Source organism: Oscillibacter valericigenes (assembly GCF_016902445.1).
GTDB classification, from domain to species: Bacteria; Bacillota; Clostridia; order Oscillospirales; family Oscillospiraceae; genus Oscillibacter; species Oscillibacter avistercoris.
Genome location: NZ_JACSNX010000016.1, coordinates 18,521 through 41,878, shown reverse-complemented (window position 1 = coordinate 41,878; position 23,358 = coordinate 18,521). Strand labels below are relative to the sequence as shown.

At 64.5% G+C, this 23,358-nt stretch carries 23 protein-coding genes and 1 tRNA gene; 7 read left to right on the top strand and 17 right to left on the bottom strand.

Annotation, left to right across the window (positions count from 1 at the left end; translation table 11 throughout):
- Window positions 1-480 precede the first annotated feature (480 nt).
- On the bottom strand, window positions 481-1,701 hold the full coding sequence (locus H9X91_RS10140) for an argininosuccinate synthase (protein ID WP_204804793.1): 1,221 nt from the start codon (window positions 1,699-1,701) through the stop codon (window positions 481-483).
- 280 nt (window positions 1,702-1,981) lie between these two features.
- On the opposite strand from H9X91_RS10140, the gene H9X91_RS10135 reads away from it, so the two are divergent.
- The gene (locus H9X91_RS10135) at window positions 1,982-2,416 is read left to right on the top strand and encodes a hypothetical protein (protein WP_204804791.1); all 435 of its coding nucleotides are present in this window, start codon (window positions 1,982-1,984) and stop codon (window positions 2,414-2,416) included.
- 59 nt (window positions 2,417-2,475) lie between these two features.
- Here H9X91_RS10135 and H9X91_RS10130 read toward each other — a convergent pair whose 3' ends face one another.
- The 9 genes from H9X91_RS10130 to typA form a co-directional block, all read right to left on the bottom strand.
- Window positions 2,476-3,660, bottom strand: a complete 1,185-nt coding sequence (locus H9X91_RS10130; RefSeq protein ID WP_204804789.1) for a DUF4367 domain-containing protein — start codon at window positions 3,658-3,660, stop codon at window positions 2,476-2,478.
- Between the two features lie 155 nt (window positions 3,661-3,815).
- Window positions 3,816-5,042 carry a hypothetical protein gene (locus tag H9X91_RS10125; RefSeq protein ID WP_204804787.1) on the bottom strand — a complete coding sequence of 409 codons (1,227 nt, stop codon included), beginning with the start codon at window positions 5,040-5,042 and terminating at the stop codon, window positions 3,816-3,818.
- The gene (locus H9X91_RS10120; RefSeq protein ID WP_204804786.1) at window positions 5,035-5,562 is read right to left on the bottom strand and encodes an RNA polymerase sigma factor; all 528 of its coding nucleotides are present in this window, start codon (window positions 5,560-5,562) and stop codon (window positions 5,035-5,037) included. The genes H9X91_RS10125 and H9X91_RS10120 overlap by 8 nt, the downstream gene beginning before the upstream one ends.
- 115 nt (window positions 5,563-5,677) lie before the next feature.
- The gene (fumC, locus tag H9X91_RS10115) at window positions 5,678-7,036 is read right to left on the bottom strand and encodes a class II fumarate hydratase (protein ID WP_204804785.1); all 1,359 of its coding nucleotides are present in this window, start codon (window positions 7,034-7,036) and stop codon (window positions 5,678-5,680) included.
- A 305-nt stretch (window positions 7,037-7,341) separates the two neighbouring features.
- Window positions 7,342-7,527: a hypothetical protein gene (locus H9X91_RS10110; RefSeq protein ID WP_204804784.1), complete on the bottom strand. Its 186-nt coding sequence runs from the start codon at window positions 7,525-7,527 to the stop codon at window positions 7,342-7,344.
- A gap of 161 nt (window positions 7,528-7,688) precedes the next feature.
- A complete protein-coding gene (locus H9X91_RS10105) occupies window positions 7,689-8,036 on the bottom strand; it encodes a zf-HC2 domain-containing protein (RefSeq protein ID WP_204804783.1) in 348 nt (115 codons plus the stop codon).
- Window positions 8,020-8,514: an RNA polymerase sigma factor gene (locus H9X91_RS10100; RefSeq protein WP_204804782.1), complete on the bottom strand. Its 495-nt coding sequence runs from the start codon at window positions 8,512-8,514 to the stop codon at window positions 8,020-8,022. Before H9X91_RS10100 ends, H9X91_RS10105 begins: the two co-directional genes overlap by 17 nt.
- Window positions 8,515-8,625: 111 nt before the next feature.
- Window positions 8,626-9,630 (bottom strand): stalk domain-containing protein, encoded by a 1,005-nt coding sequence (locus H9X91_RS10095; protein WP_204804781.1) that lies wholly within the window; start codon window positions 9,628-9,630, stop codon window positions 8,626-8,628.
- Between the two features lie 187 nt (window positions 9,631-9,817).
- The gene (gene typA / locus H9X91_RS10090) at window positions 9,818-11,641 is read right to left on the bottom strand and encodes a translational GTPase TypA (protein WP_204804779.1); all 1,824 of its coding nucleotides are present in this window, start codon (window positions 11,639-11,641) and stop codon (window positions 9,818-9,820) included.
- A gap of 465 nt (window positions 11,642-12,106) precedes the next feature.
- On the opposite strand from typA, the gene H9X91_RS10085 reads away from it, so the two are divergent.
- The 6 genes from H9X91_RS10085 (at window position 12,107) to H9X91_RS10060 (ending at window position 16,942) form a co-directional block, all read left to right on the top strand.
- The gene (locus tag H9X91_RS10085) at window positions 12,107-13,273 is read left to right on the top strand and encodes a phosphoglycerate dehydrogenase (protein WP_204804777.1); all 1,167 of its coding nucleotides are present in this window, start codon (window positions 12,107-12,109) and stop codon (window positions 13,271-13,273) included.
- A 169-nt stretch (window positions 13,274-13,442) separates the two neighbouring features.
- Window positions 13,443-13,519, top strand: a tRNA-Arg gene (locus H9X91_RS10080).
- Window positions 13,520-13,737: 218 nt separating this feature from the next.
- Window positions 13,738-14,037 (top strand): hypothetical protein, encoded by a 300-nt coding sequence (locus H9X91_RS10075; protein ID WP_204804775.1) that lies wholly within the window; start codon window positions 13,738-13,740, stop codon window positions 14,035-14,037.
- A 104-nt stretch (window positions 14,038-14,141) separates the two neighbouring features.
- Complete coding sequence (locus H9X91_RS10070; protein ID WP_204804773.1) at window positions 14,142-14,726, top strand: sugar O-acetyltransferase; 585 nt, start codon at window positions 14,142-14,144, stop codon at window positions 14,724-14,726.
- Window positions 14,727-14,889: 163 nt separating this feature from the next.
- Window positions 14,890-15,456 carry an RNA polymerase sigma factor gene (locus tag H9X91_RS10065; protein ID WP_204804771.1) on the top strand — a complete coding sequence of 189 codons (567 nt, stop codon included), beginning with the start codon at window positions 14,890-14,892 and terminating at the stop codon, window positions 15,454-15,456.
- A 1-nt stretch (window position 15,457) separates the two neighbouring features.
- The gene (locus tag H9X91_RS10060) at window positions 15,458-16,942 is read left to right on the top strand and encodes a PepSY domain-containing protein (protein WP_204804769.1); all 1,485 of its coding nucleotides are present in this window, start codon (window positions 15,458-15,460) and stop codon (window positions 16,940-16,942) included.
- A 106-nt stretch (window positions 16,943-17,048) separates the two neighbouring features.
- Here the strand turns inward: H9X91_RS10060 and H9X91_RS10055 are convergent, their stop codons facing one another.
- The 7 genes from H9X91_RS10055 to H9X91_RS10025 form a co-directional block, all read right to left on the bottom strand.
- A complete protein-coding gene (locus H9X91_RS10055) occupies window positions 17,049-17,969 on the bottom strand; it encodes a DUF2238 domain-containing protein (RefSeq protein WP_338111973.1) in 921 nt (306 codons plus the stop codon).
- Window positions 17,966-18,820, bottom strand: a complete 855-nt coding sequence (locus H9X91_RS10050) for a glycerophosphodiester phosphodiesterase family protein (RefSeq protein ID WP_204804767.1) — start codon at window positions 18,818-18,820, stop codon at window positions 17,966-17,968. The genes H9X91_RS10055 and H9X91_RS10050 overlap by 4 nt, the downstream gene beginning before the upstream one ends.
- Before the next feature lie 174 nt (window positions 18,821-18,994).
- Window positions 18,995-19,762: a DUF3169 family protein gene (locus tag H9X91_RS10045; RefSeq protein ID WP_204804765.1), complete on the bottom strand. Its 768-nt coding sequence runs from the start codon at window positions 19,760-19,762 to the stop codon at window positions 18,995-18,997.
- Window positions 19,749-19,970 carry a helix-turn-helix transcriptional regulator gene (locus H9X91_RS10040; protein ID WP_204804763.1) on the bottom strand — a complete coding sequence of 74 codons (222 nt, stop codon included), beginning with the start codon at window positions 19,968-19,970 and terminating at the stop codon, window positions 19,749-19,751. The genes H9X91_RS10045 and H9X91_RS10040 overlap by 14 nt, the downstream gene beginning before the upstream one ends.
- Window positions 19,971-20,138: 168 nt before the next feature.
- Window positions 20,139-21,326, bottom strand: coding sequence for an AI-2E family transporter (locus tag H9X91_RS10035; protein ID WP_204804761.1), 1,188 nt, complete (start codon window positions 21,324-21,326; stop codon window positions 20,139-20,141).
- Between the two features lie 36 nt (window positions 21,327-21,362).
- Complete coding sequence (locus H9X91_RS10030) at window positions 21,363-21,857, bottom strand: gamma carbonic anhydrase family protein (RefSeq protein ID WP_204804760.1); 495 nt, start codon at window positions 21,855-21,857, stop codon at window positions 21,363-21,365.
- A 177-nt stretch (window positions 21,858-22,034) separates the two neighbouring features.
- Window positions 22,035-23,276 carry an aminopeptidase gene (locus H9X91_RS10025; protein WP_420850736.1) on the bottom strand — a complete coding sequence of 414 codons (1,242 nt, stop codon included), beginning with the start codon at window positions 23,274-23,276 and terminating at the stop codon, window positions 22,035-22,037.
- Window positions 23,277-23,358 lie beyond the last annotated feature (82 nt).

Genomic DNA, 23,358 nt, shown 5'->3' with positions numbered 1-23,358 from the left:
TACGCGCTACCCGTGTGCTCGTAGGGGCCGATGCCCTCATCGGCCCGTTGCAGAAGCCCCATCAACCACCGGCCAGCGACAGCGAAAAGAGAAGCAGCTCAATGCGATGACCACCCCGACGCCCTCCGCACCATCCACCACGGGACGGCAGTATCGACCTCGCAGAAGACGATAGCGTGCCCGAAGGCAATCCAAAATCGGCGCTTGCACCGATACGCCGACCCTCGTACAGCGCGGAGGCACGAAGGTGCCGGAGCGCGCCTAAGCGATTTTTTCTCTTGGACCGTGCACTGCGCAGCCGTTGGCGGCTTTGCCGCTTACGGATGCGGCGTACCCCTTGCGGGTACGGCCCGTTCTCTTTTTGTCAAGAACAAAAAGAGAATGGGGAGTGCATTGCCCAGCTATCATCATAGCTGATTCTTCCGTCCAATGGGACGTCTCCCGAAAAAGGGTCAAGGGGGACAAGCCCCCTTGTGTCCCTTACAGCTTCCCCTGCTCCCGCAGCGCCAGCACCGTGTCGGGCAGGCCCCACAGGTTGATAAAGCCGGTGGCGTTGGTCTGGTCGTAGCTGCTCTCGTTGAAGGTCACCAGCTCCTCGGAGTACAGGCTCTCGGGAGAGGTGATGGAGGCGGTGATCATGTTGCCCTTGTAGAGCTTCAGCTTCACGCTGCCGGTGACGTGCTCCTGGGTCTTGTCGGCGAAGGCGCTCAGAGCCTCCCGCAGGGGGGTGAACCACTTGCCGTTGTACACCAGGTCCGCGAAGTCCACCGCCAGCTTGCTCTTCATGTGGGCGGTGTCCTTGTCGATGGTGATCATCTCCAGGCACTGGTGGGCCTTGTAGAGGATGGTGCCGCCGGGGGTCTCGTACACGCCCCGGTCCTTCATGCCCACCAGCCGGTTCTCCACGATGTCCAGCAGGCCGATGCCGTTCTCACCGCCCAGCTTGTTCAGCTTGCGGATGATGTCGCTGGCCTTCATCTTCTCGCCGTCCACGGCCACGGGTACGCCCTTCTCAAAGTCGATGGTCACATAGGTGGGCGCATCGGGGGCCTGGATGGGACTGACGCCCATCTCCAGGAAGCCGGGCTTCTCGTACTGGGGCTCGTTGGCCGGGTCCTCCAGGTCCAGGCCCTCGTGGCTCAGGTGCCACAGGTTCTTGTCCTTGGAGTAGTTGGTCTCCCGGCTGATCTTCAGGGGCACGTTGTGGGCCTCGGCGTAGTCGATCTCCTCGTCCCGGCCCTTGATGTCCCACTCCCGCCAGGGGGCGATGATGGTCATATCCGGGGCGAACCGCTTGATGGCCAGCTCGAACCGCACCTGGTCGTTGCCCTTGCCGGTGCAGCCGTGGGCGATGGCGTCGGCGCCCTCCGCCTTGGCGATCTCCACCAGCTTCTTGGCGATGATGGGCCGGGCGAAGGCAGTGCCCAGCAGATACTGCTCGTAGCTGGCGCCCATTTTCAGGGAGGGGATGATGACGTCATCCACCATCTCGTCGGTGAGGTCGGCGATGTACAGCTTGCTGGCGCCGGTCTTGATGGCCTTTTCCTCCAGGCCCTCCAGCTCGTCGTCCTGGCCCACATCGCCGGACACGGCGATGATCTCGGGATCATTGTAGTTCTCCTTCAGCCAGGGGATGATGATGGACGTGTCCAGGCCGCCGGAATAGGCCAGCACGATCTTTTTGATGTCTTTCTTCTTCATAATGAATGCCCTCCCGTGGAGTCTCGTTTGATGATGTTCAAATTATACGTCTATCGTGCATATTTATTCAAGTGTCATTTTGTACAACATTTTCTGCCACACTTGGATAATTTTTCACATTCGATTTGTTTATTCATAAATTTTTGCATATTTTCCTCTAATACTGTATTTTACCGTATATTTTTTCTTTGTACCCTTTGGGGCGGCGGAGCATAGAATGGTCTGCGGGGCATCGCTCCGCCGGGCGGACCTGCGCGTTTTGAATAGAAAGGCTGATCCGATGAAACGCTGCTTCTGTTATCTCCTGGCTCTGGTCCTGGGGGCCCTGGCCGTGGGCGGACTGGTGTTCGCCCTGCTGCGGTCGGGCGTCCTGACGCTGACTGCCGGCTCCTCCGCCGCGCTTCTCTTTTTTGCAGCTGCCGCTGCCGCCGGACTCGGCGGACTGCTGGCCTATCTGCTGGGTGGACTGCTGGCTGACCGGACGCCGGCTCTGGCCGACGCCTGGCTCTGCTGCGGCGAGGCCTCTGCAGCCGGCGCCCTGGGCGCCCTGCTGACGGCGCTGATCACGGCCCTCTCCGCCTCCTCCGGCGTGGGACTGCACATCGGTGCGGCCCTGTGCTGTGCCTTTCTGGCCCTGATGGGGGGCGGCATCCTCTGCTTCCTGCGGCGGTATGTCACCGTTCGATTCACCTGCGGCTGCAGCCAGTGCTGCTGACGGCAAAGCCCCGGCGGGATATCCCCGCCGGGGCCGCTTTTGTAGGCGCCGTCCGATCTTCACTTGATCCACAGGCTCCCCGCCACGCGGAGCAGCGTCTCCTGATCCACGGCGCCGTGGAGGCGGAAGTTCAGGCCGGTGTCCGCGTCCGTCCAGGCCAGGGTTGCTACATCCGCCGCCCGGGGGCCGGAAATCGAGGTAGATGTGATCGTCACGCCGCCCACAGTCTCAGGCTCCCGTTCGTCTGCCTCGTGAGGCTTCTCCGCCTCCCAGAACTTGGCGGTCACACCGCTGAAGCGCACGGTCTTTCCCGTCCCCTCCGGCAGCAGAAGGGGGCTGGCAGAACAGGTCAGGGTGATATTGCTGTCCCTGTCCTCTCCGATCCAGGTGGTCTCCACTGCGCCGTCGGAGGCGTTGGTTTCAAACCAGCTGTAGCCGCCGGGCAGCCAGCCGGCCTCACAAGCGGGCGCGGTCTCCGACGTGGGCTCTACAGAGGAGGCGATCTCCACCAGGGTGTCCGGGTCCACATCCGACCCGGTGAACCAGAACAGCACCCCCGCTTCGTCCTCCCACACCAACAAGCAGCTGTCGCCGTATTCGCTGCTGTAGGTGTAAAGTTCCGCGTCATGGCCGTTCACGGTGACGGTGCGGCAGGGGATCTCCCCGCTGCCGGGGCTCCAGCCGAAGCCCCCGCCGTCGGGATAGGCGCAGGAGAAGGAGATCATGCTGCTGCCATTCCAGTAGTTCGTCCCGCCGTGGCTCCGGATGGACTCCAGCCCCCAGCCCTCCGGCAGATTTGTCAGCGCGTAGCCGGGGGCTCCGGTGTAGTCGGTCCCGGTGTCCTCGCTGGCGTATGTGATGCCGTCCTCATCGCTCTCCTTGTGCCAGTAAGTGCCGGTTTCAGCGGCCGCTGCGGCGGACGGCACAGTCTGCTCTCCCAGCAGCACGGTGCGGGAGGCGGAGTCGTAGCCCACCTCCACCCCCAGCAGCTCGCTGATGGTCCGGATGGGCAGGTAGTTGGTCTTGCCGCCCGCCTCGTCCACATAGAGGATGGAGCCAGGGACCTGCTGACCGTTGGGCGCGGTGATGTCGCTGCCGGCGGTGATCTTCATCTCCCCGTCCAGGGCCACCCCGGCGAAGTTGAACTGCACCTGTCCGGAGGCCGCCAGGGCGGAGGTGGCCAGGGCCGTCAGGGCCAGGGCCGTTGCGGCGCCGGCCAGAAATGATGGGAACCGTTTTTTCATGGAAATCCTTCCTTTCTGCGTCTGCTATTTTCCGGGAGACAGGCCCCCGGCCGTTCTATCTACTGAACGTGCCGGGGGCCTGTTTTGTCCCACGGGATGTTGATTTTTATAGGAAGCGGCAAAACGGAGGCGCGGTTTTGCGGAAAGTGACGGTGTCAGTCCGCGCCGCTTCCGGCGGTGCCGCTCTGGAACGCAGCGCCTTTTACGGGGGAGGAGAACTGGGGCTCCGTCTCTTCCATGAAGGTAACCATATCCCGCAGGTCAAAGCGGTCCAGCGCCCCCTCCAGGAAGAAGGTTGTGTTGGTCTCCGGGTCCGTCCACACCAGGGTGCCGGTCTCCTCCGTGTCCGTGGAACTGCCGGTGATGATGGTGACGCCACCCACGGTGATGGAGGAGCCCTCCGCCTGGACCTCCTCGCCGTCCACGGTAAAGGTGGAGCCGCCGCTCTCCTCCGGTGCCTCCTCCGCCGCCCAGTAGCAGCCGGTGACGCCCCGCAGGTCGATCTCCTCCGGCTCTCCATCCGGGGTCCTGAAGGGACAGATGGGGTCGGTGACATACTTCCAGGTCAGCAGCGTCCCGTCCTTCACCCACACCTGCTGGATGGCTCCGGCACCCTCATCCCGGTACATGGGCGCGTAGCCCTCCGGCACCCAGCCCATCTCCCAGGCCGCGCCGGTGCCCTCGTAGGGCGCCGCCCCCTCCGCCAGGGCCAGCAGGGTCTCCGTGTCGTCAAAGTCCGTGGCCCGCAGCAAAAAGAGATACCCCGCCTCGTTCTGCCACGTCAGCAGCGCCGTCCCCGCAGTCTGGAAGAGGTCCGCCTCGTACCCCTGTACGGTGACGGCGGTATGGGTGTCCTCTGCGTTCCGGGTGTCCTCCACATTGGTGGCCACCTCCCCGGCCTCCGGGGTATAGACGGAGAACCACAGCCGGGCGCCGGTCTCCGGTTTTTCGTACTGCCACGTGCCGGAGCTCTCCCTCGGGTCCAGGTCCGTCAGCACAAAGCCCTCCGGCACCTCTGACAGCCGCCAGCCGCCGGGCGGGTCCTCCGCGGCAGTCCGCTCCAGGTTGAAGAAGATCACCAGATCCTCCCGCACCTGGTGGAGCCACCCCAGCACCGCCGCCCGGACGGTGGGGCTCACCGCCATCAGGCCCCCCAGGGTCACCAGTGAGGCCAAGGCCACGCAGGCCGCCGCCCGGACTGCCCGCTTCCACACCGGCCGGGCCATCCGCTTGGCCCAGCCGAAGGGGTCCGCCAGTAGCCGCGTCCGGCTGCGGAGATACCGGGGCGACCAGTTCCAGTCCCGGTCCGCACCCTCCAGCACGTCCCGGAACCGCTCCAGGTTGGCCTCCATCAGGGCGCGCCGCAGCATCTGCTCATCCATGGACGTACCCCTCCTTCTCCAGCGCCTCCGCCAGCATGGCCCGCCCCCGCAGGACGCGGGTGGCAACGGTGGACTCCTTCAGCCCCAGCCGCCGGGCGATCTCCCGGTTGCTCTCCTCCTCCACGCACTTCAGCTCCAGCACCCGCCGGTACCCCTCCGGCAGGGCCCGGATCAGGTCCACCAGATAGCGATAGGCCCCCTCCCCCGTCTCCGGGGCGGGCGGGTCCCAGTCCTCCGGCAGGGCTTCCTCCCGCCGCTCGCGGCGCAGCATGTCCACCGCCGTGTTTTTCACAGCGGTCACCAGATATCCCTCCGTCTCGCTCCAGGGGAGCTGGCTCACCCGGTCCCACCGGCGGATGATCTGCAGCCAGGTCTGCTGCACCGCGTCCTCCGCCGCGGTCCGGTCCCCCAGCACCCGGGCTGCCACGGCGTACAGCTTCTTCTCATAGGCCCCGTGGAGCTTCAAAAACCGTTCCCGGTCCTCCTCCGTCTCCAGCATGGCCAGCAGTGTCGAAAGCAATGCCCTCGCCTCCTGTTTTCTCTCGGGGGCGCATCCCCCCTACCTGGTAAACGTCCCAAAACAGCAGAGTATCCCACCGGGGACGGAAAATTTTCCGTCCCGGTGGGATCCCATTTCACACCATCTTCTCCGGCCGGACCGTCTCGTCGAACTCCGGCCCCGTCAGATACCCCAGCACCAGCACCGCCTCCTTCAGCGTGGTGCCGTCGCGGAGGGCCTTTTTCGCGCACTCCGCCGCCGCCTCGTAGCCGATCTTCGGCGTCAGGCAGGTCACCAGCATCAGAGAGTTGTTCAGGTTGGCGGTCATCTTCTCCGCGTCGGGGGTGATGCCCTCCACGCAGTGGACCCGGAAGGAGTCCATCACATCCGTCAGCAGCCGGGCGGAGAGGAGGAAGTTGTAAGCGCTCACCGGCAAAAACACGTTCAGCTGGAAGTTCCCCTGGCTGGCGGCAAAGCCGATGGCCGCGTCGTTCCCCATCACCTGGACCGCCGCCATGGTGACGGCCTCGCACTGGGTGGGGTTCACCTTGCCGGGCATGATGGAGCTGCCGGGCTCGTTCTCCGGGATGCGGAGCTCCCCCATGCCGCACCGGGGGCCGCTGGCCTCCCAGCGGATGTCGTTGGCGATCTTCATAAGGTTGGCCGCCAGGGCCTTCAGGGCCCCGTGGGCGAACACCAGGGCGTCCTTGCTGGTCAAGGCGTGGAACTTGTTTTCGTCCGGCGTGAAGTCCGCCCCGGTCATCTCCCGCAGCCGCCGGCACACCATCTCGTCATACCCCCTGGGGGCGTTGAGGCCGGTGCCCACGGCGGTGCCGCCGATGGCCAGCTTTTGAAGCTCCGGCAGGGCGGTACGGAGCATCCGGCAGGGGGCCTCCACCAGCTCCCGCCAGCCGGAGACCTCCTGGGCGAATCGCAGGGGCGTGGCGTCCTGCAGGTGGGTCCGTCCGATGCGGATCAGGTCGGGATACCCCTCCTCCAGCTTCCGGAAGGCCGCCGCCAGCCGCTCCGCCGCCGGCAGCACCTGCTCCGTGACGCTCAAAGCCGCTGCGATGTGGAGGGCGGAGGGGAAGGTGTCATTGCTGGATTGGGAGGCATTCACATGGTCGTTGGGGTGGAGCTTGACCCCCCGGTCCGCCGCCAGATGGGCGATGACCTCGTTGACGTTCATGTTGGTCTGGGTGCCGCTGCCGGTCTGCCACACCACCAGGGGGAACTCCTCGTCCCACTTCCCCGCCCGGATCTCCCGGCACACGGCGGAGATGGCCCCGGCCTGCTCCGCCGTCAGCTTGCCGCAGTCGGCATTGGCCAGGGCGCAGGCCTCCTTCAAATAGGCAAAGGCGGTGATGATCTCCCGGGGCTGGCGCTGGCCGCCGATCCGGAAATTCTCCAGGCTCCGCTGGGTCTGGGCGCCCCAGTGGTGGTCCGCCGGGACGGCGATCTCGCCCATGGTGTCGTGTTCCATGCGGGTGTTCATAGTCAAATTCCCCCTGACAGAAATAAGTTGGCTCCATTATACCGGGAAACGGCGGCGGGGACAAGCCCCATCGGCCGGGAGCCGGATCCGGGACCCAGCACCCGGCCTGCATGCCGTTCCTTTTGCGCCGCTGTGCGGCGCAAAAGCCCTCGCTCCGCTCGCCCCGCGGCCAGGCGTGCGGGGCATTCGATCCCATGCGAGGCGGGCTCCGCCCCCTCGCGCTCCCCCATAGCTGCGGCCCTTCGGTTTCCAAAAACAGCGGCGGGGACAAGCCCCGCCGCCGTCCGGCTATTAAACGTTTTTTCTCACCCCGCCAGGTCCAGCAGCCCCATCTCCCGGGCGGAGTAAGTGACCGCCCCGTCCCGGTAGCGGACGATAAAGACGATATCAAAGTCCTCCGGGATCGGCCCCGCCTCATTGGGATAGCCATAGCCGGCGGTAATCGAGCCCGAGCCGCTGGGAGCCCAGTCCGGCACCTCCCACAGATCCATGACATAGCCCGCCCGCACGGTAACTCCATTTTCATCTGTCTCTGAAAAAGGCTCTACCCTGGATCGCAGGTTCTTCTCATCCGATGAGCGGACATGTATCACGCCGCTCCAGTTCCCCTGTTCCAGCTCTCCCCGGCTCCCGGCTTTTCCAGAATCTGCCTCTAGACCAGAGCCTGACCACTGCAGTTCCAGAGAGACCTCCACCTCCCCGGCGGCCACGCGGCGGCCCTGAAGCAGGTCAGGAAGATCCCCGCCGCCACCGCCGCCGTCGCCACCACGGCCGTCACGGCGATGAGGACCTGTCTCCGCCGCCACCGCCGCTTGAAGCGCCGCAGAGGCTCCGCCCCCTCCGGCTCCGCCGGCAGCGCCGCCCCCAGGCGCCCCAGTTCCTCCCGGCAGGCGGGGCAGGACGCCAGGTGCTCCTCCACCAGGGCGGCCGTGTCGGCGCTGGCCGCCCGGTCGGCGTACAGGGGCAGCAGGTCCCGGATCACGTCACAGCTCAGATTCATCTCGTTCCGCCTCCCATTGTCGCAAGATCCGGCTCTTGGCCCGGTAGCAGGTCACCCGGGCCCAGCCCTCCGTCTTTCCGAAGAGCTGCCCGATGGCCCCGAAGGGCAGCTCCCCGAACACCCGCAGGCTGAACACCTCTTTATAGGGCTCCGGCAGGCCGTGGAGGATCCGGTGGAGGGCCAGGGCCTCCTCCCGGTCCTCCAGCGCCCCGGCAAAGTCCCCGCCGCCGGGCAGGTCCTCCCCCGGCAGCTCTGTCTCTCGCCGGTGCCGGCGGCAGTGGTCCACCCAGGCGTTCTTGGCGATGGTGAACAGCCACGCCCGGACGTCCCCCCGGCCGTCGAACCGGTCCACCGCCCGCAGGCCCCGGGTGAACGTCTCCTGGGCGATCTCCTCCGCCAGGTGTTCGTTTTGGGAGAGTGCCCGGACATAGCGGTAGACGTCCCGGAAGTACAGCCGGTAGATGGTCTCAAGGTCCAAGGTCCTCCCCCCTTTCACTGAATCAACGCACGGCGGGCCCCAAACGTTACAGATCCCCGGCGGAAAATTCCGCCGGGGATCTGGTGCTTCCGGTCTTCGCTTCTGCCGGGATCAGGCCGCCAGGTACAGGTCCAGGGCCTGGAGCAGTGCGGTCTGGGAGATATAGGTGACGCCGTTCTCCTTCAGGCAGGTGCCGTAGAGCGCGGAGGTGCTCCCGTCGCTGTTGACCACGGAGATATCGCCGCCGGGCATGGCGGTCATCAATGTCTCGCCGGTCACGCCCTCGGGCTTCTCCATGTCGTCGCCGTAGGAGACCACGGCGCCCAGCTGGGCGTCCCAGCGGACCTTCATGCCCAGTGCCTCCGCCACCGCCCGGACGGGCAGCAGGGTATCGCCGTCATCGGTGGTCTTGGCCTTCTGGGCCGCGGCGGTGCCGTTGGTGGACACGGTGCCGTCCTCCGCCACGGTCACATAGCCCCGGTATTCATAGGGGAACACCAGCACCTTCTCCGGCTGGCCCTGGCTGTCAGACCACACCAGGATCCGGGTGCCGGGGATCAGGTCCTCCAGCCGGACGATGTTCTTCGTCAGATAGGGCGTCAGGGCCGCCTCGTCGGTGATCTTCAGGGTGGTGCCGTCGGTGGCGGTGACCTCGGTCCAGGTCAGGGCCGGGGTGGGATAGATGGCCGCCATGGCCTGGGGCGTCACGGAGACGATCTCATAGAACTGGGGCACAGCGTAGTCGGCGGGGATGTTGCCCAGGATCAGGATCGCCGTGGCGTGGGGCGGCATGCTCAAAGTCATGGCAGGTCCCACCCAGGCGTAGATGGTGTCGCCGTCCTCCAGGTCCTGGATATCCATGGGGTCGCCGGTGACGGCGTCCAGGCAGATGATGGACTCACCGTGCAGGATCACCTTGTCCAGGGTCTCATCCCCGCTGGAGTTTTCTACATACAGGCCGCCGTCGTCCAGCCAGGTCAGGGTGCCCCACACCTGCACAGGACCGGGACGGACAGGCGCAGCCGCCTCGTCAGAGGTCTCTGCCGCCGCGGCGGGGACCGCCAGCAGGGCGGCGCACAGGAGCAGGGACAGGCATTGCAGAATCCGCTTTTTCATAACTCATTCATCCTTTCCAATGCTTCCGGGGAGCGTTTGCTCCGTTTGCCTGTATAGACGTACGGGTGCGAAAAAAAGTTACCGCCTATGGAAGAAATTTTCAAAAATTTTTTTGAGCTGTTCCACGGCGGACAACCAAACAGGCCCCAGCCCCCTTCCGGGGGCCGGGGCCCATGCAAGGACGGATTTACTTCTTGCCGTGCAGCGCCTTCATGCGCTTCTCGTGGTCCAGGATGGACTTGCGCATCCGCAGGGACTTGGGGGTGACCTCCAGCAGCTCGTCGTCCGCCAGGAACTCCAGGCACTGCTCCAGGCTCATCTGCTTGGGGGGCACCAGCCGCAGCGCCTCGTCAGAGCCGCTGGCCCGCATGTTGGTCAGCTGCTTCTTCTTGCAGACGTTGACGGTGATGTCCTCGCTCCGGGGGCTGACGCCGATGACCATGCCGGCGTATACCGGCACGCCGGGCCCGATGAACAGGGTGCCCCGCTCCTGGGCGTTGTACAGGCCGTAGGTGACGGACTCGCCGGTGTCGAAGGAGATCATGGAGCCGGTGCCCCGGCGGGAGATGTCGCCTTTATAGGGAGCATAGGAGTCGAACACGCTGGCCATGATGCCCTCGCCCTTGGTGTCCGTCAAAAAGTCGCTGCGGTAACCGAAGAGGCCCCGGGCGGGGATCAGGAACTCGATCTTCATCCGGTTGCCCACGGGGGTCATCTCCACCATGTCCGCCTTGCGGGAGCCCAGCTTCTCGATGACCGCACCCACGCAGTCGCCGGGCACGTCCACCACCAGCCGCTCGATGGGCTCGCACTTGACGCCGTCGATCTCCTGGTACAGCACGCGGGCGGGAGACACCTGGAACTCATAGCCCTCCCGGCGCATGGTCTCGATGAGGATGGACAGGCTCATCTCGCCCCGGCCCGCCACGTTGAAGGCGGTCTCCTTGTCGGTGTCGGACACCTTTAAGGACACGTCCTTCAGCGTCTCCCGGTACAGCCGGTCCCGCAGCTGGCGGGAGGTGACGAACTTGCCCTCCTTGCCGGCAAAGGGGGAGTCGTTGACGGAGAAGGTCATCTCCAGGGTAGGGGCGCTGATCTTCACAAAGGGCAGCGCCTCCACACAGTCGGGGGCGCAGATGGTGTCGCCGATGGTGATGTCGGGGATGCCGCTCATGGCGATGATGTTGCCGGCGGTGGACTCCGTCACCGGATTCCGGGCCAGGCCCTCGAACTCATAGATGGCGGTGGCTCTCGCCTTGCGGAGCACGGCCTCCGGGTCGTGGTAGTTGCACACGGCGATCTCCTGGTTCTGCTTCAGGGTGCCCCGCTCGATGCGGCCGATGGCGATGCGGCCCACAAAGTCGTTGTAGTCGATGGAGCTCACCAGCATCTGGAAGGGCTGGTCCACATCCGCCTCCGGGGCGGGGATATACTCCAGGATGGTCTCGAACAGGGGCGTCAGGTCGGTGCCCGCCACGTCGGGGGAGTAGGAGGCGGTGCCGTTCCGGCCGGAGCAGAACAGCATGGGGCTGTCCAGCTGTTCCGGCGTGGCGTCCAGGTCCATCAGCAGCTCCAGCACCTCGTCCACCACCTCGTGGATCCGCTGGTCGGGCCGGTCGATCTTGTTGACCACCACGATGACCCGGTGGCCCAGCTCCAGGGCCTTGCTGAGGACGAAGCGGGTCTGGGGCATGGGGCCCTCCGCGGCGTCCACCAGCAGGATGACGCCGTTCACCATCTTCAGGATGCGCTCCACCTCGCCGCCGAAGTCGGCGTGGCCCGGGGTGTCCACGATGTTGATCTTGGTATCCTTGTACCGGATGGCGGTGTTCTTGGCCAGGATGGTGATGCCCCGCTCCCGCTCCAGGTCGCCGGAGTCCATGACCCGGTCCACCACCTCCTGGTTTTCCCGGTAGACGCCGCCCTGCTTCAGCATCTCGTCCACCAGCGTGGTCTTGCCGTGGTCCACGTGGGCGATGATGGCGACGTTTCTCAAGTGTTCGTTCTGCATAGTTCTCTTCTCCTTCTTCTATGGCAAGGCCACGCCGGGGCCCCGCACGACGGGGCGCGCCGGGTGGCGGATCAACAGACGCAAATGCCCTGCCGGGCGCCAGATTTCAGCCGCCGGTTGGGATTTGCACACAATTTTGCATTATATGCTGTTCTCTCCAGTTTTGCAAGCCATTCCTGCCGGGTTTTTCAAAAAAATCCGCCGGATTTTGCAATTTTTACAGACATGCGGCGGCCGGAGCACCGCCGCTCCGCTGTTTTCGGCAATTTTTTCAGCTCGTCAAAGAAGTAATACCTCTCCAAAAACTTCCCGCCGGAATGCCGCCGGATTCGGCGGTTCTCACATTGACGCCGCTCTCCGCCCGCTCCTATAATAGAAGATGCTGCGGCGGAAGCGGTGCCAGCACCGCACGTTCCCCCGCAAGTACCGCGGCCCGCTGGGGCCGCCCAATGGAGGCATTCTGCCATGTACCGCATCAAAACATTCAACAAGATCTCTCCTGTCGGCCTGAACCGCCTGGATCCGGCGCTGTACTCCGTCTCTGATTCGGTGACGGACGAGGACGCCATCCTGGTCCGCTCCGCCAAGCTTCTGGACTATGACTTCCCGAAGGATCTCCTGGCCATTGCCCGGGCGGGGGCCGGCGTCAACAACATTCCCCTGGACCGCTGCGCGGAGCAGGGCATCGTGGTATTCAACACCCCCGGCGCCAACGCCAACGCCGTGAAGGAGCTGGTGCTGTGCGCCATGCTGATGGGCTCCCGGGATGTGGACGGGGGCATCCAGTGGGTGCGGCAGCAGGTGGCCGCCGGCGTGGATGTGACCACCGTGGTGGAAAAGGGCAAGGCGGCCTTTATCGGGCCGGAGCTGTATAAAAAGTCCCTGGGCGTCATCGGTCTGGGCGCCATCGGATCCCTGGTGGCCAACATCGCCCTGTCCCTGGGCATGGACGTGTACGGCTACGATCCCTATCTCTCCGTGGACGCCGCCCTGCGGCTGGACCGCCACATCCACGTGGTGAAGGACATCAACGAGCTGTATAAGCGGGCGGACTATATCACCATCCACATCCACTACACCAAGGAGACCGAGCACATGATCGACGCCAAGGCCATCGGCGCCATGAAGCGGGGCGTCCGGTTCATCAACCTGGCCCGGGGACAGATCGTGGATGACGATGCCATGCTGGCGGCCCTGGACACCGGCCGGGTGGCGGCCTATGTGACGGACTTCCCCACCAACCGCCTGGTGAACGCTCCCCACGTCATCGCCATGCCCCACCTGGGGGCCTCCACACCGGAGAGTGAGCAGAACTGCGCCGTCATGGCGGTGGACGAGCTGCGGGACTATCTGGAAAACGGCAACATCCGCAACAGCGTGAACATGCCTGCCGTCAGCCAGGAGCGCAGCGGCGCCTGCCGGCTGTGCCTGATCCACAGGAACGTGCCCGCCATGCTGGCGGCCATCACCACGCTGCTGTCCCGGGACGGCATCAACGTGGAGAACCTGAGCAACAAGTCCCGGGGGGATTACGCCTACACCATCGTGGACCTGAGCGCCCCGGCGGATCAGTCCGTCCTCGACGAGGTGACGGCGCTGGAAAACGTGATCCGGGTGCGGGTCATCCAGTGAGCGACCGAGGGCTGCCGCCTGTGCGGCAGCCCTTTCCCATTGACAGCGGGGCAGAAAACAGGTACAATGTTTTCTGCTGATCCGCCATGACCGCTCAGCAGGGCGGAAAGTCCGCCCCTGATGCGGCTGGCCATGCAAGCATCCGAAGCGACACATATTGATTCCATACGCCCCTGTAGCTCAGTTGTATAGAGCGACCGCCTCCTAAGCGGTAGGCCACCAGTTAGAGTCTGGTCAGGGGTGCCAGAGATCCCGCTGCATGCCGGTTTCCCCGGTTTGCAGCGGTTTTTTCTCCCCTGCTCTTTCGGAGCCCGCCGCTCGCATATACACAAAAATACATATTCGAAGAATTTGTCGAACGGTTTTTCAGCCGCGCCTGCAATAAAACTGCCGGCTCGCGCGTTATCCTCACAGAACGGAGCATGCGGGCCGCACGCCCCAACAAACAACTGGAGGTATTTATTATGAAAAATCTGTCTGTAAAAAAGCTGGCCGGCATCGCCGCCGGCGCTGTGGCGGTATTGGCGGTCATCGCGGTGGTGGCCATCTTTGCCCTGCGGGTGGACAGCAGCGAAGCCCAGCAGATCGCTCTGGACGCCGCCGGCGGCGGAGAGATCATCTCCCGGGAAACCAGCAGCGAGGGGCTGTGGAACGAGTACAGCTACGAGATCGTCAACGGCGACACCTGGTATGACATCGAAGTCAGCGGCTTCGGCCACATCACGGAGCTGGAGAGCAGCACGAGCCAGTATCCGCGGAGCTGACGCTGCCCCGGACCTGCGGCGGTCTGTTGCGCCGCCCCTGCTTCTCTGCTATAATGGGAAAAGATCCTGCGGCCTCCAGGCCGCCTGACGCAAGGGAGGAGCCCATGACAGAACGGGAAAAGATGCTGCGGGGAATGCTGTACGACCCGGCTCACGATACGGCCCTGCAGGCGGAGATGGCCGCCTGCAAGGCATTGTGCCGGCAGTTCAATCAGCTGGCCTATCAAACGACGGATATCGAGGCGGCCCAGGCCCTGCTGCGCCGCCTGCTGGGCGCTGCCGGAGAAGGGCTGCGGATCGAGCCGCCCTTCTGGTGCGACTACGGCGTCAATATCACCGTGGGGCGGAATTTTTACATGAACCACGGCGGCGTCATTCTGGACGCCGGCGGCGTGACCTTTGGGGACAACGTGTTCATCGGGCCTCAGTGCGGCTTTCACACCTCCGGCCACCCCTTGGCGGCGGCGGAGCGGAACCGGGGACTGGAGTACGCCCGCCCCATCCGGGTGGGCAGCGACGTCTGGATCGGTGCCGGCGTCCAGGTGATGCCCGGCGTCACCATCGGAGACGGGTCCGTCATCGCCGGCGGCAGCGTGGTGACGCGGGATATTCCCGCCGGCGTACTGGCGGCCGGTGTCCCCTGCCGCCCGATCCGCCCCATCACGGAAGCGGACCGGATGCTCTCCTGATCCCCCTCCGGGACAGCGGCCGCTGTCCCGGAAATTTTCTGCCCAGGGTTGGAAAGCTTGCTGGAATGTGCTATCATAGGGGCGCGGCCGGTAAATTTTTTTTGGCCGCGATGCAATAAAACGCGCCGCTGGCGCGTTGTCTGTGTGAACAGGAGGAGGTCCCATGATATTCTGCATGTCCGTGGCGGAGCCGGACCCGGGCGCAGACGCCGCTCTGGAGGACTGTATCGTCCGCATCGCCGGAGGGGATCAGAACGCCCTGGCCGATCTGTACGGCCGCACCCGTCCCGCTGTTTACGGATTCGCCCTGTCCATCGTGAAAAACGCCCACGATGCGGAGGATATCCTCCACGACGCCTATCTGCAGGTGTGGAACGCCGCCGGCGGCTACCGGGCCCAGGGCAAGCCCATGGCCTGGCTGCTGACCATCACCCGGAACCTGGCCATCAGCCGCCTGCGGGAGCATGGGCGGACGGAGCCCCTGGTCCAGGAGGACTGGCAGGACCGCCTGGCCGACAGCCCTGCTGTCACCCATGAGGACCGGCTGATGCTGCAGGCCCTGCTCTCCGCCCTGGGGGACGAGGAGCGGCAGATCGTGACCCTTCACGCCCTGACGGGTCTGCGGCACCGGGAGATCGCCGCCCTGCTGGGGCTGCCGCTGCCCACGGTCCTCTCCAAATACAGCCGGGCCCTGAAAAAGCTGCAACTCGCATGGAAGGAGGCAGACTGACTTGGACGAACGAGAACTGGAACAGCGCCTGCGGACCGCTGTGGAACACGCCGCACCCGATCCGCTGGACCGCATCCTGGCCTCCTGCGGCCCCCAAACAGGGACCGTCCTCCCCTTTGAGGCCCCGAAGAAGAAGCGCCGCTGGGCGCCCCTGGCGGTGGCTGCCGCCCTGGCCCTGGTTATCTGCGGCGGCGCGTTCGGAATTACCAGCTGGCGGGGAGCCAACGCCGTGGACTCTGTGGTGATGCTGGATGTGAACCCCAGCCTGTCCATGGAAGTCAGCGCCCAGGAGCGGGTGCTCTCCGTCACCCCCTTCAACCAGGATGCGGAGATCATCCTGGGCGACATGGACCTGACGGACACGGACCTGGACGTGGCAGTGAACGCCCTGATCGGCTCCATGCTGCAGAACGGCTATCTCAGTGATTTACAAAACGCCATTCTGGTTTCTGTGGAGAACCAGGACGCCGCCAGGTCCGCCCAGCTCCAGCAGCACCTGACGGACACCATCAACAGCGTCTTTCAGGGCGGTTCCCTGGAGGGGGCCGTCCTCAGCCAGACCGTGACGGAGAGTGCAGACCTGAACGCCCTGGCCCAGCAGTACGGCATCTCCGTGGGCAAGGCGGCCCTGATCCAGGAGATCATCGCCCAGGACAGCACCCTGTCCTTTGCCTCTCTGGCCCCTCTGTCGGTGAATGAGATCGCCCTCATCACCGAGTCCCGGCACCTGACCTCCCAGACCGTCACCCAGACCGGCACCGCCAGCACCAAGGCCTACATCACGGCGGAAGCAGCCAAAAGCGCCGCACTGACCCACGCCGGCATCAGCGAGAGCGATGTGGCCCAGCTGGAGATCGAGTTCGACAGCGAGGACGGCCTGATGGTCTACGAGGTGGAGTTCTACGCCGGCGGCTCTGAGTATGACTACGACATCGACGCCCGCACCGGCGAGGTGGTAAAATCCTCCCGGGAGGGCGGCGGCTCCGCCGGAACGTCCGGCGGAACGGCCTCCGGCAGCTCTGGCTCCTACATCGGCGAGGCGGCCGCCACCGCCGCGGCGCTGCAGCATGCCGGCGTCCGGCAGGCGGACACCACCTATCTCCGCTGCTGGGTGGAGCACGACGACGGCCGGGCGGAGTGCTATGAGGTGGAGTTCCTGGCAGGCTCCACAGAGTACCAGTACGAGATCGATCTGTACACCGGCGCCGTGCTGAAGAGCGAGCGGGAGACCTACGGCACATCCGGCGGCGGCACAGCCTCCGGCAGCTCCGGCTCCTATATCGGCGAGGCGGCCGCCAGATCCGCTGCGCTGTCCCACGCCGGCGTCAGTGAGAGCGATGCCTCCCGCATCCAGGTGGAGCTGGACCGGGACGACGGCCGGACCCTGTACGAGGTGGAGTTCCATGTGGGGCGGACGGAATACAGCTATGAGATCGACGCCGCCTCCGGCGCGATCCTCAAGGCAGAGCAGGAGATCGACGACTGACCGCATCCGCACAGCGCAGAGCGGCTGGCCATCTGGCCAGCCGCTCTTTCATGCTGTTTTCAAAGTGAAAAGCCGCCGGGCTCCGGCGGCTTTCCTTCGTTCTCGGTCAGGCCCCTTCCGGCTCTCCGGACGCAGAGGGCCCCTCCTGGGCAGGCGGCTGCTCCTCTTCCTGCATGACCTCCTCCAGCGCCTGCTGGAGATAGTCCCGCTCCGCCGTCTTTTTGCTGGGGACAAAGCTCTGGGCCGCGCTCTTCTTCCGGCCCTTGCTCTTCACATAGAGGAAGCCGGTGACAGAGAACACCACCGCGCCGATGAAGTTCACGAACAGGTCCTTCATGGTGTCGATGATCCCGATGTCCAGATAGCCGCCAAGGCCCAGACTCTCCCCGTTGATGACCACATCCTGGATGTCCGGTATGGTCACCACCTTGTTGGACAGGGTAGGGTCCAGGGACACGGTGTGGATGGCGTGGATGACGGTGTCCTTCTGCATGTCCGTGCCCAGGAAGTAGTCCATCCCGAATTCGAAGAACTCCCACAGCACGCCGATGGTCATGGAAAAGCAGAAGGCCACCATGGCCAGAAACGCCGGGGACAGGTGAAAGGCCACCCGCTCGTCGTCATTCAGCAGCATCACCATGGAGAACCCCACCGCCGCGGCCAGGAAGCCGTTGATGGTGTGGAGCATGGTGTCCCACCCGGGGATCACCACGTAGAAGGCGTTGACCTCTCCCAGGATCTCCGCTGCGAAGATAAAGCAGAAGATGGTGATCTCCAGGGGCGGCGGCAGCTCGATCCGCAGCTTCACCTGGATCCAGCTGGGCACATACAGCAGCAAAAACGCCAGGATGCAGAAGAACGCGCCCTCATAGTTGGCCAGCATCAGCTGGCGCACCAGCACCACGATCACCAGCAGCCGCAGGATATAGAAAACGATGAAGGAGCTCTTGTGCTCCCGCAGTTCCCGGGCCATGGCCTCCTGAAACGCCTTTTTATACTGCTTCTTCTCTTTCCTTGTCCGCTTCAATGGGTCTCCTCCTTTGGTCCGTCCAATGTCTCAAAAATGGGCAGTGCCCTCTCCCGCTCCGCCAGGACCACCTCTGTCCAGGAACGGAGCGTCCAGTAGGCCATCCGCATGCCCCACCGGCGGCACAGGCGCACCGCAGGCTGCCCCCGATCCTCGAACCGATAGGCCACGAAGTCCGGTCTTGTGAACACATTATAAAACAGATTCGTCAGCGCCAGCCGATTCCAGAGCCCCTGGCCCGACGGATGGCGGTGAAAATTCTGAGACAGCTGCCCCCGCAGCACATCCGGCCGACGGCGGCGCAGCCACAGCAGCGGCCGCGGGTCGAAGCTCTCCACGCAGTAGTCTATGGAGAAGCGGTCCAGGCATTCCACCGTCCTGCGGGCAAGGTCCCCGGCGCTGCGCCAGTCGGTCTTCAGCTCCACGATCAGGGGTGCCCGCCCGGCAAACAGCGGCGCCACCTCCTCCAGAAAGGGGATGCGCTCCTCCGTGCCCGCCAGCCGCAGCGCAGACAGGGCCGCAGCCGTCAGCTCCGCTGCCCTGCCGGAGACGCCGCACACCCGGTCCAGCGTGGCATCGTGGATCACCGCCAGGCGGCCGTCCTTTGTCAGACGTACGTCCAGCTCCGCGCCGTATCCCGCCTCCGCCGCCCGGCGGAAGGCCGCCAGGGAATTCTCCGGCACGCCGCAGCCGTGAAGTCCCCGGTGGGCATACCGGAAGCCGTCCAGCTTCTCCCAGCCGGGGCCGTTCCTCCGGCCGTGGAGCACAGCCCAGGCCAGTCCATACCCCAGAGCCACCAGCAGGGCCACCCCAACGGCTGCCCCCGCCAGGACCAACAGCATTTCAAACATGGGTACCTCCGTCCCTCAGATGCCGCATGGCGGAGCGGCGTTCTTCAAAAAGGTCAACCTCTCCGCCAGTTTTTCCGAATAGAATTAGAATACCACAAAGCCGGCCCGCTGACAAGCGGGCCGGCTTCAGGAATTTCCCGGGCGTCTCCGGGGGGATGGCTGCGGCGGCAGGGGTTATTGGGCCGCTTCCTTGTTCCTGCTGAGCCGGATGCACTCCAGGATATAGGTCACCTCCAGCACCGCCCACACCAGCAGGACTGCGGCCAGGGGCATCAGGCCGATGGGAAATACATAGCTGAGGAGCAGCAGCGCCAGCCAGAGGAATGGGCAAAACCGGTTCACCGCCCGGAAGGCCCGGTAGGACGCCCGGCCGATCTGGGCCCGCTCCGCCTCGTCACATACCTCGTACCACTTCTCCTGGAACTTGCTGTCATAGGCGCTGACCTGCTTCTCCGGATTCATCCTCCGTGTCAGATCCACCGTTTTCTGCTGGGCCAGGACCACCAGGGCGCAGGAGACCAGCATCTCCGCCACAGTCACCGCCGCCGTGGCCATGCCCTCTGTATACAGGACCCCCATCCCCAAAAACAGGAAGTCCAGGATCATGGCAAGGGAGGAACACAGCAGCACGATATTCAGCCGCTGGTCCGCCTGGTCCGGGGCGGTCTCATCCTCCCCGTCCCAGCTGTCGCAGAGCTTTTTCGCAGCCCGATACTGCCCCAGGCATACACCCAGCAGAATGGCGGAGGTCACCGGGATCCCCCAGGGGGCGACGGCCCCCAGCGCGGCGGGGAGACGGACGGACACCCACTCCTCGGCGTTCAGCCCTCCCAGGATGCCGCTGGCAAGGCCGGCGCAGAAGCCCACCAGGGCGCCGATGCCGACCCACAGCAGGAATTTCGGAAGGGCCCTCCGATTCAGGTTCTTGTTAGTTGTGTTCATGGTGTTCATCCTCCTGATACGAAAAAATGTCCTCCACGGTCACCCCGCAGATCCTGGCCAGCTTCAGCGCCAGGGTCACCGATGGGGAGTAGTCCCCCCGCTCGATCTGGCTGATGGTCTGGCGGGACACCCCCGCCAGGGCCCCCATCTCCTGCTGGTTCACCCCCAGCCGGGCCCGGTGCTCCTTCAGCCGGTTGTACAGCGGCATCCGCTCATCCCCTTTCCTGACAATCTTTCCAGTCAAATTGACAACTATTCTTGTCATGCATAGCATAGCATTGACAAGGATAGTTGTCAATATGTTTTTCGGATCTTTTGAAAAAAAGGCCGGCTGTCCGATCGGACAGCCGGCCTTGGGATGTGCCGGTGAGATGCGCTATCTGCGCCTGGGGGGCGCGGGCGGCGGGTCCCGCCACTTCTCCACCGGGACCGCCCTTTTGGCCAGCCGGTCCTTCACATAGCTGCGGAACAGGGTGTAGAGCACCGAGCACAGGGGGATGAAGAACAGCATCCCCGTGATGCCCATCAGGCTGCCGCCCAGGGTGACGGCAGCCAGCACCCAGATGGAGGGCAGCCCCACAGAGGAGCCCACCACATGGGGATAGATGAGGTTTCCCTCGATCTGCTGCAGCACCAGGAACAGCACGATGAACCACAGCGCCTTCCAGGGGTCGTCGATGGCGATGAGCAGCGCCCCCACGGCGCAGCCGATGAAGGCGCCCACGATGGGGATCAGCGCCGTCAGGGCGATGAGGACGCCCACCAGCAGCGCATAGGGCATTCGGAAGATGGTCATGGCCACGGCAAACAGCGTTCCCAGGATACAGGCCTCCAGGCACTGGCCGGAGAGGAAGCTGGAAAAGGTCCGGCTGGCCAGCCGCAGGATCTCCAGGGTCCGGTCTGCCTGCCGCAGGGGCAGCAGGCCGTAGATCACCTGGCGGCCGTGGCGGCTGAGCTTCTCCTTCTGCAGCAGGATGTAAAAGGAGAAGATCAGTCCGATGACAAAGGTACTGACGCCGCTGACCACCCCGCCGATGAAGCCGCCTCCGGAGGAGACGATGCCGGAGCCCAGCGCCTGGGCATACTCCAGGACCCTGCGGGAAAGGCTCTCCCAGTCGATGTTCACGCCCGCCAGCCACTCCTGGATCATGGGCAGATACGCCGCCAGGGATTCCGCAAGGCCGTTGAGCTGCTTCTGCAGACGGTCAAAGGCGGCGGGGATCTCCCGGATGATGGACATCACCGCGTCCGCGATGCCGGGCCCGATGACCAGGGAGGCCAGGGCCAGCACCCCCAGCACCGCCAGCAGCGTCAGCACCAGGGCCAGGGGGCGGCGGAACTTCGCGCCTCTGCGGCTGTTTTGCAGCAGATGCCGCTCAATAGCCCGCATGGGCACATTCAGCACAAAGGCCAGAGCCCCGCCCAGCAGGAAGGGCGCCAGGATGCCCAGCAGACCACGCACCGCGCCCCAGACCACGTCCAGGTTCTGCAATGCGCAGTAGAACGCCACGCCGCCGCAGACCACCAGCAGCAGGCCCTTGATGTTTTGTTTGTTCCATTCCATGAATGGTAAACTCTCTTTCCGGCCCGCAGGCCTGTCTCAGCGGGTCTCCCGCTCTTTCCGGTACCGGGCGGCGGCCTCCAGATATTCCTCCATGGAGATCCGGTTGCTTTCGATCTCCTCCGCCGTCAGGGGGCGGACCACCTTGGCGGGGCTGCCCAGGATCATGGACCCGTCAGGTGCGTCCATCTTGCCGGTGACCAGGGCCCCGGCCCCCACGATGCAGTCGCTGCCGATCCTGGCCCCGTTGAGGACGGTGGCCCCCATGCCGATGAGGGTGTTGTCCCCCACCGTGCAGCCGTGGACGATGGCCCCGTGGCCGATGGTGCAGCCCCTGCCCACCACGGTCTCCTCGTGGAGGATGGCGCCGTCCTGGATGTTGGTGTCCTCCCCCACGGCAATGGGGCCCATGTCCCCCCGGAGGACGGCACCGTACCAGATATTCACGCCCTTTCCAAGCTGCACGTCGCCCACCACGGCGGCGCCCTCGGCGATCATCACGTTTTCATCGGTCTTTCTCAGATCGTATGTCATGTTGCCCCTCCTATGCGCTGTTGAGATAAAAGATAAAAGTGAAGAGATAAAGGTAATGGAGTCCGGCTCCGCCGGACAGATAAAATATCTTTTATCTCATATCTCTTATCTTTTATCTCATATCTCTTATCTTTTATCTCATATCTCTTATCTTTTATCTGCTCAAATTTTATCTTCTCAAATTCCCTCTGCGAAATTTCCGTTTACGAATACCGGGATCTCCCGCCCGTCGTGGGTGGTGCCGGTGATGTTCAGGTCCGCCGTGCCCACCATGAAGTCCACGTGGGTGATGGAGTCGTTGAGGCCCCGGGCCTTCAGCTCGTCCTTGCTCATCTCCTGGCCGCCCTTCAAGCAGGGATACGCCTCGCCGAAGGCGATGTGGCAGGCGGCGTTCTCGTCGAACAGCGTGTTGTAGAACAGGATCTTCTGGTTGGAGATGGGGCTGTCATAGGGCACCAGGGCCACCTCGCCGAAGTAGCTGGCCCCCTCGTCCACGGTGACGGCGGCCTTGAGGGCCTCCTCCCCCTGCTCCGCGTGGACCTCCACGATCTTCCCGTCCCGCACCACAAAGTGGAACTTGTCGATGATGGTGCCGTTGTGGGACAGGGGCAGGGCGGAGTACACCACGCCGCTGACGCCGGTCTTCAGGGGAGAGGTGAACACCTCCTCCGTGGGGATGTTGGCGATATACGTCTGACCGGCGAGGGTCACGTCGTTGCCCGCCTCCCAGATGTGGCCCTCCGGCAGCTCCACCGTCAGGTCCGTGCCAAGGGAATTGGTATAGCGAAGAGACTTGAAGTTCAGCTGGTTCAGCTTCTCCACCCGGCGGGCCAGCGTCTCGATATGCTGGTGCCACTGGTCCACGCACCTGCCGTCGCCGGAGATGCGGACCGCCCGGAAGATGGCCTCCCACAGCCGCTCCATGGCCTGGTCCTCCGGCAGATCCGGGAACACCTTCTTTGCCCAGCTGGGGATGGGGATGGAGGCGATGCACCAGGGGAAGCCGCCGCACATCTGCAGCCGGTCAAAGTCCTTCAGCGCCCGTCCGCTGGCCTGCTGGGCCCGGACGATGCGGCCGTGGTCCACGCCCTTGAGATTCTCCGGGTCACTGGCGGAGATGGCCAGATACGCCGCCCCCTCCAGGGCGTAGTCGTTGTAGAAGTGCCGCCGCCACAGGGGCACGGTGTCGAACACGTCGTCTTCGGCGTGGAGGTACTTCATGCGGCCCAGCGCGTCGTCGCTCCAGTTCATCACCACCTCCCGGCAGCCGGCCTCGTAGGCCTCTGCCGCGCAGAGGCGGGCGAAGAAGGCGCACTCCACCGGGGAGGAGATCACCAGCGTCTGCCCCTTCCGGACGTTCAGGCCCACCCGCACCAGCAGCTGGGCGTATTCTTTCAGCTTTTCTTCCATGGATCCCATTCGATCCCGTCCTTTCCAACTTTTTTCTCACCTGGGATTCATTGTAGAGCATCTGCGGCTCAAAGTAAAGCGGCGGCCGCCG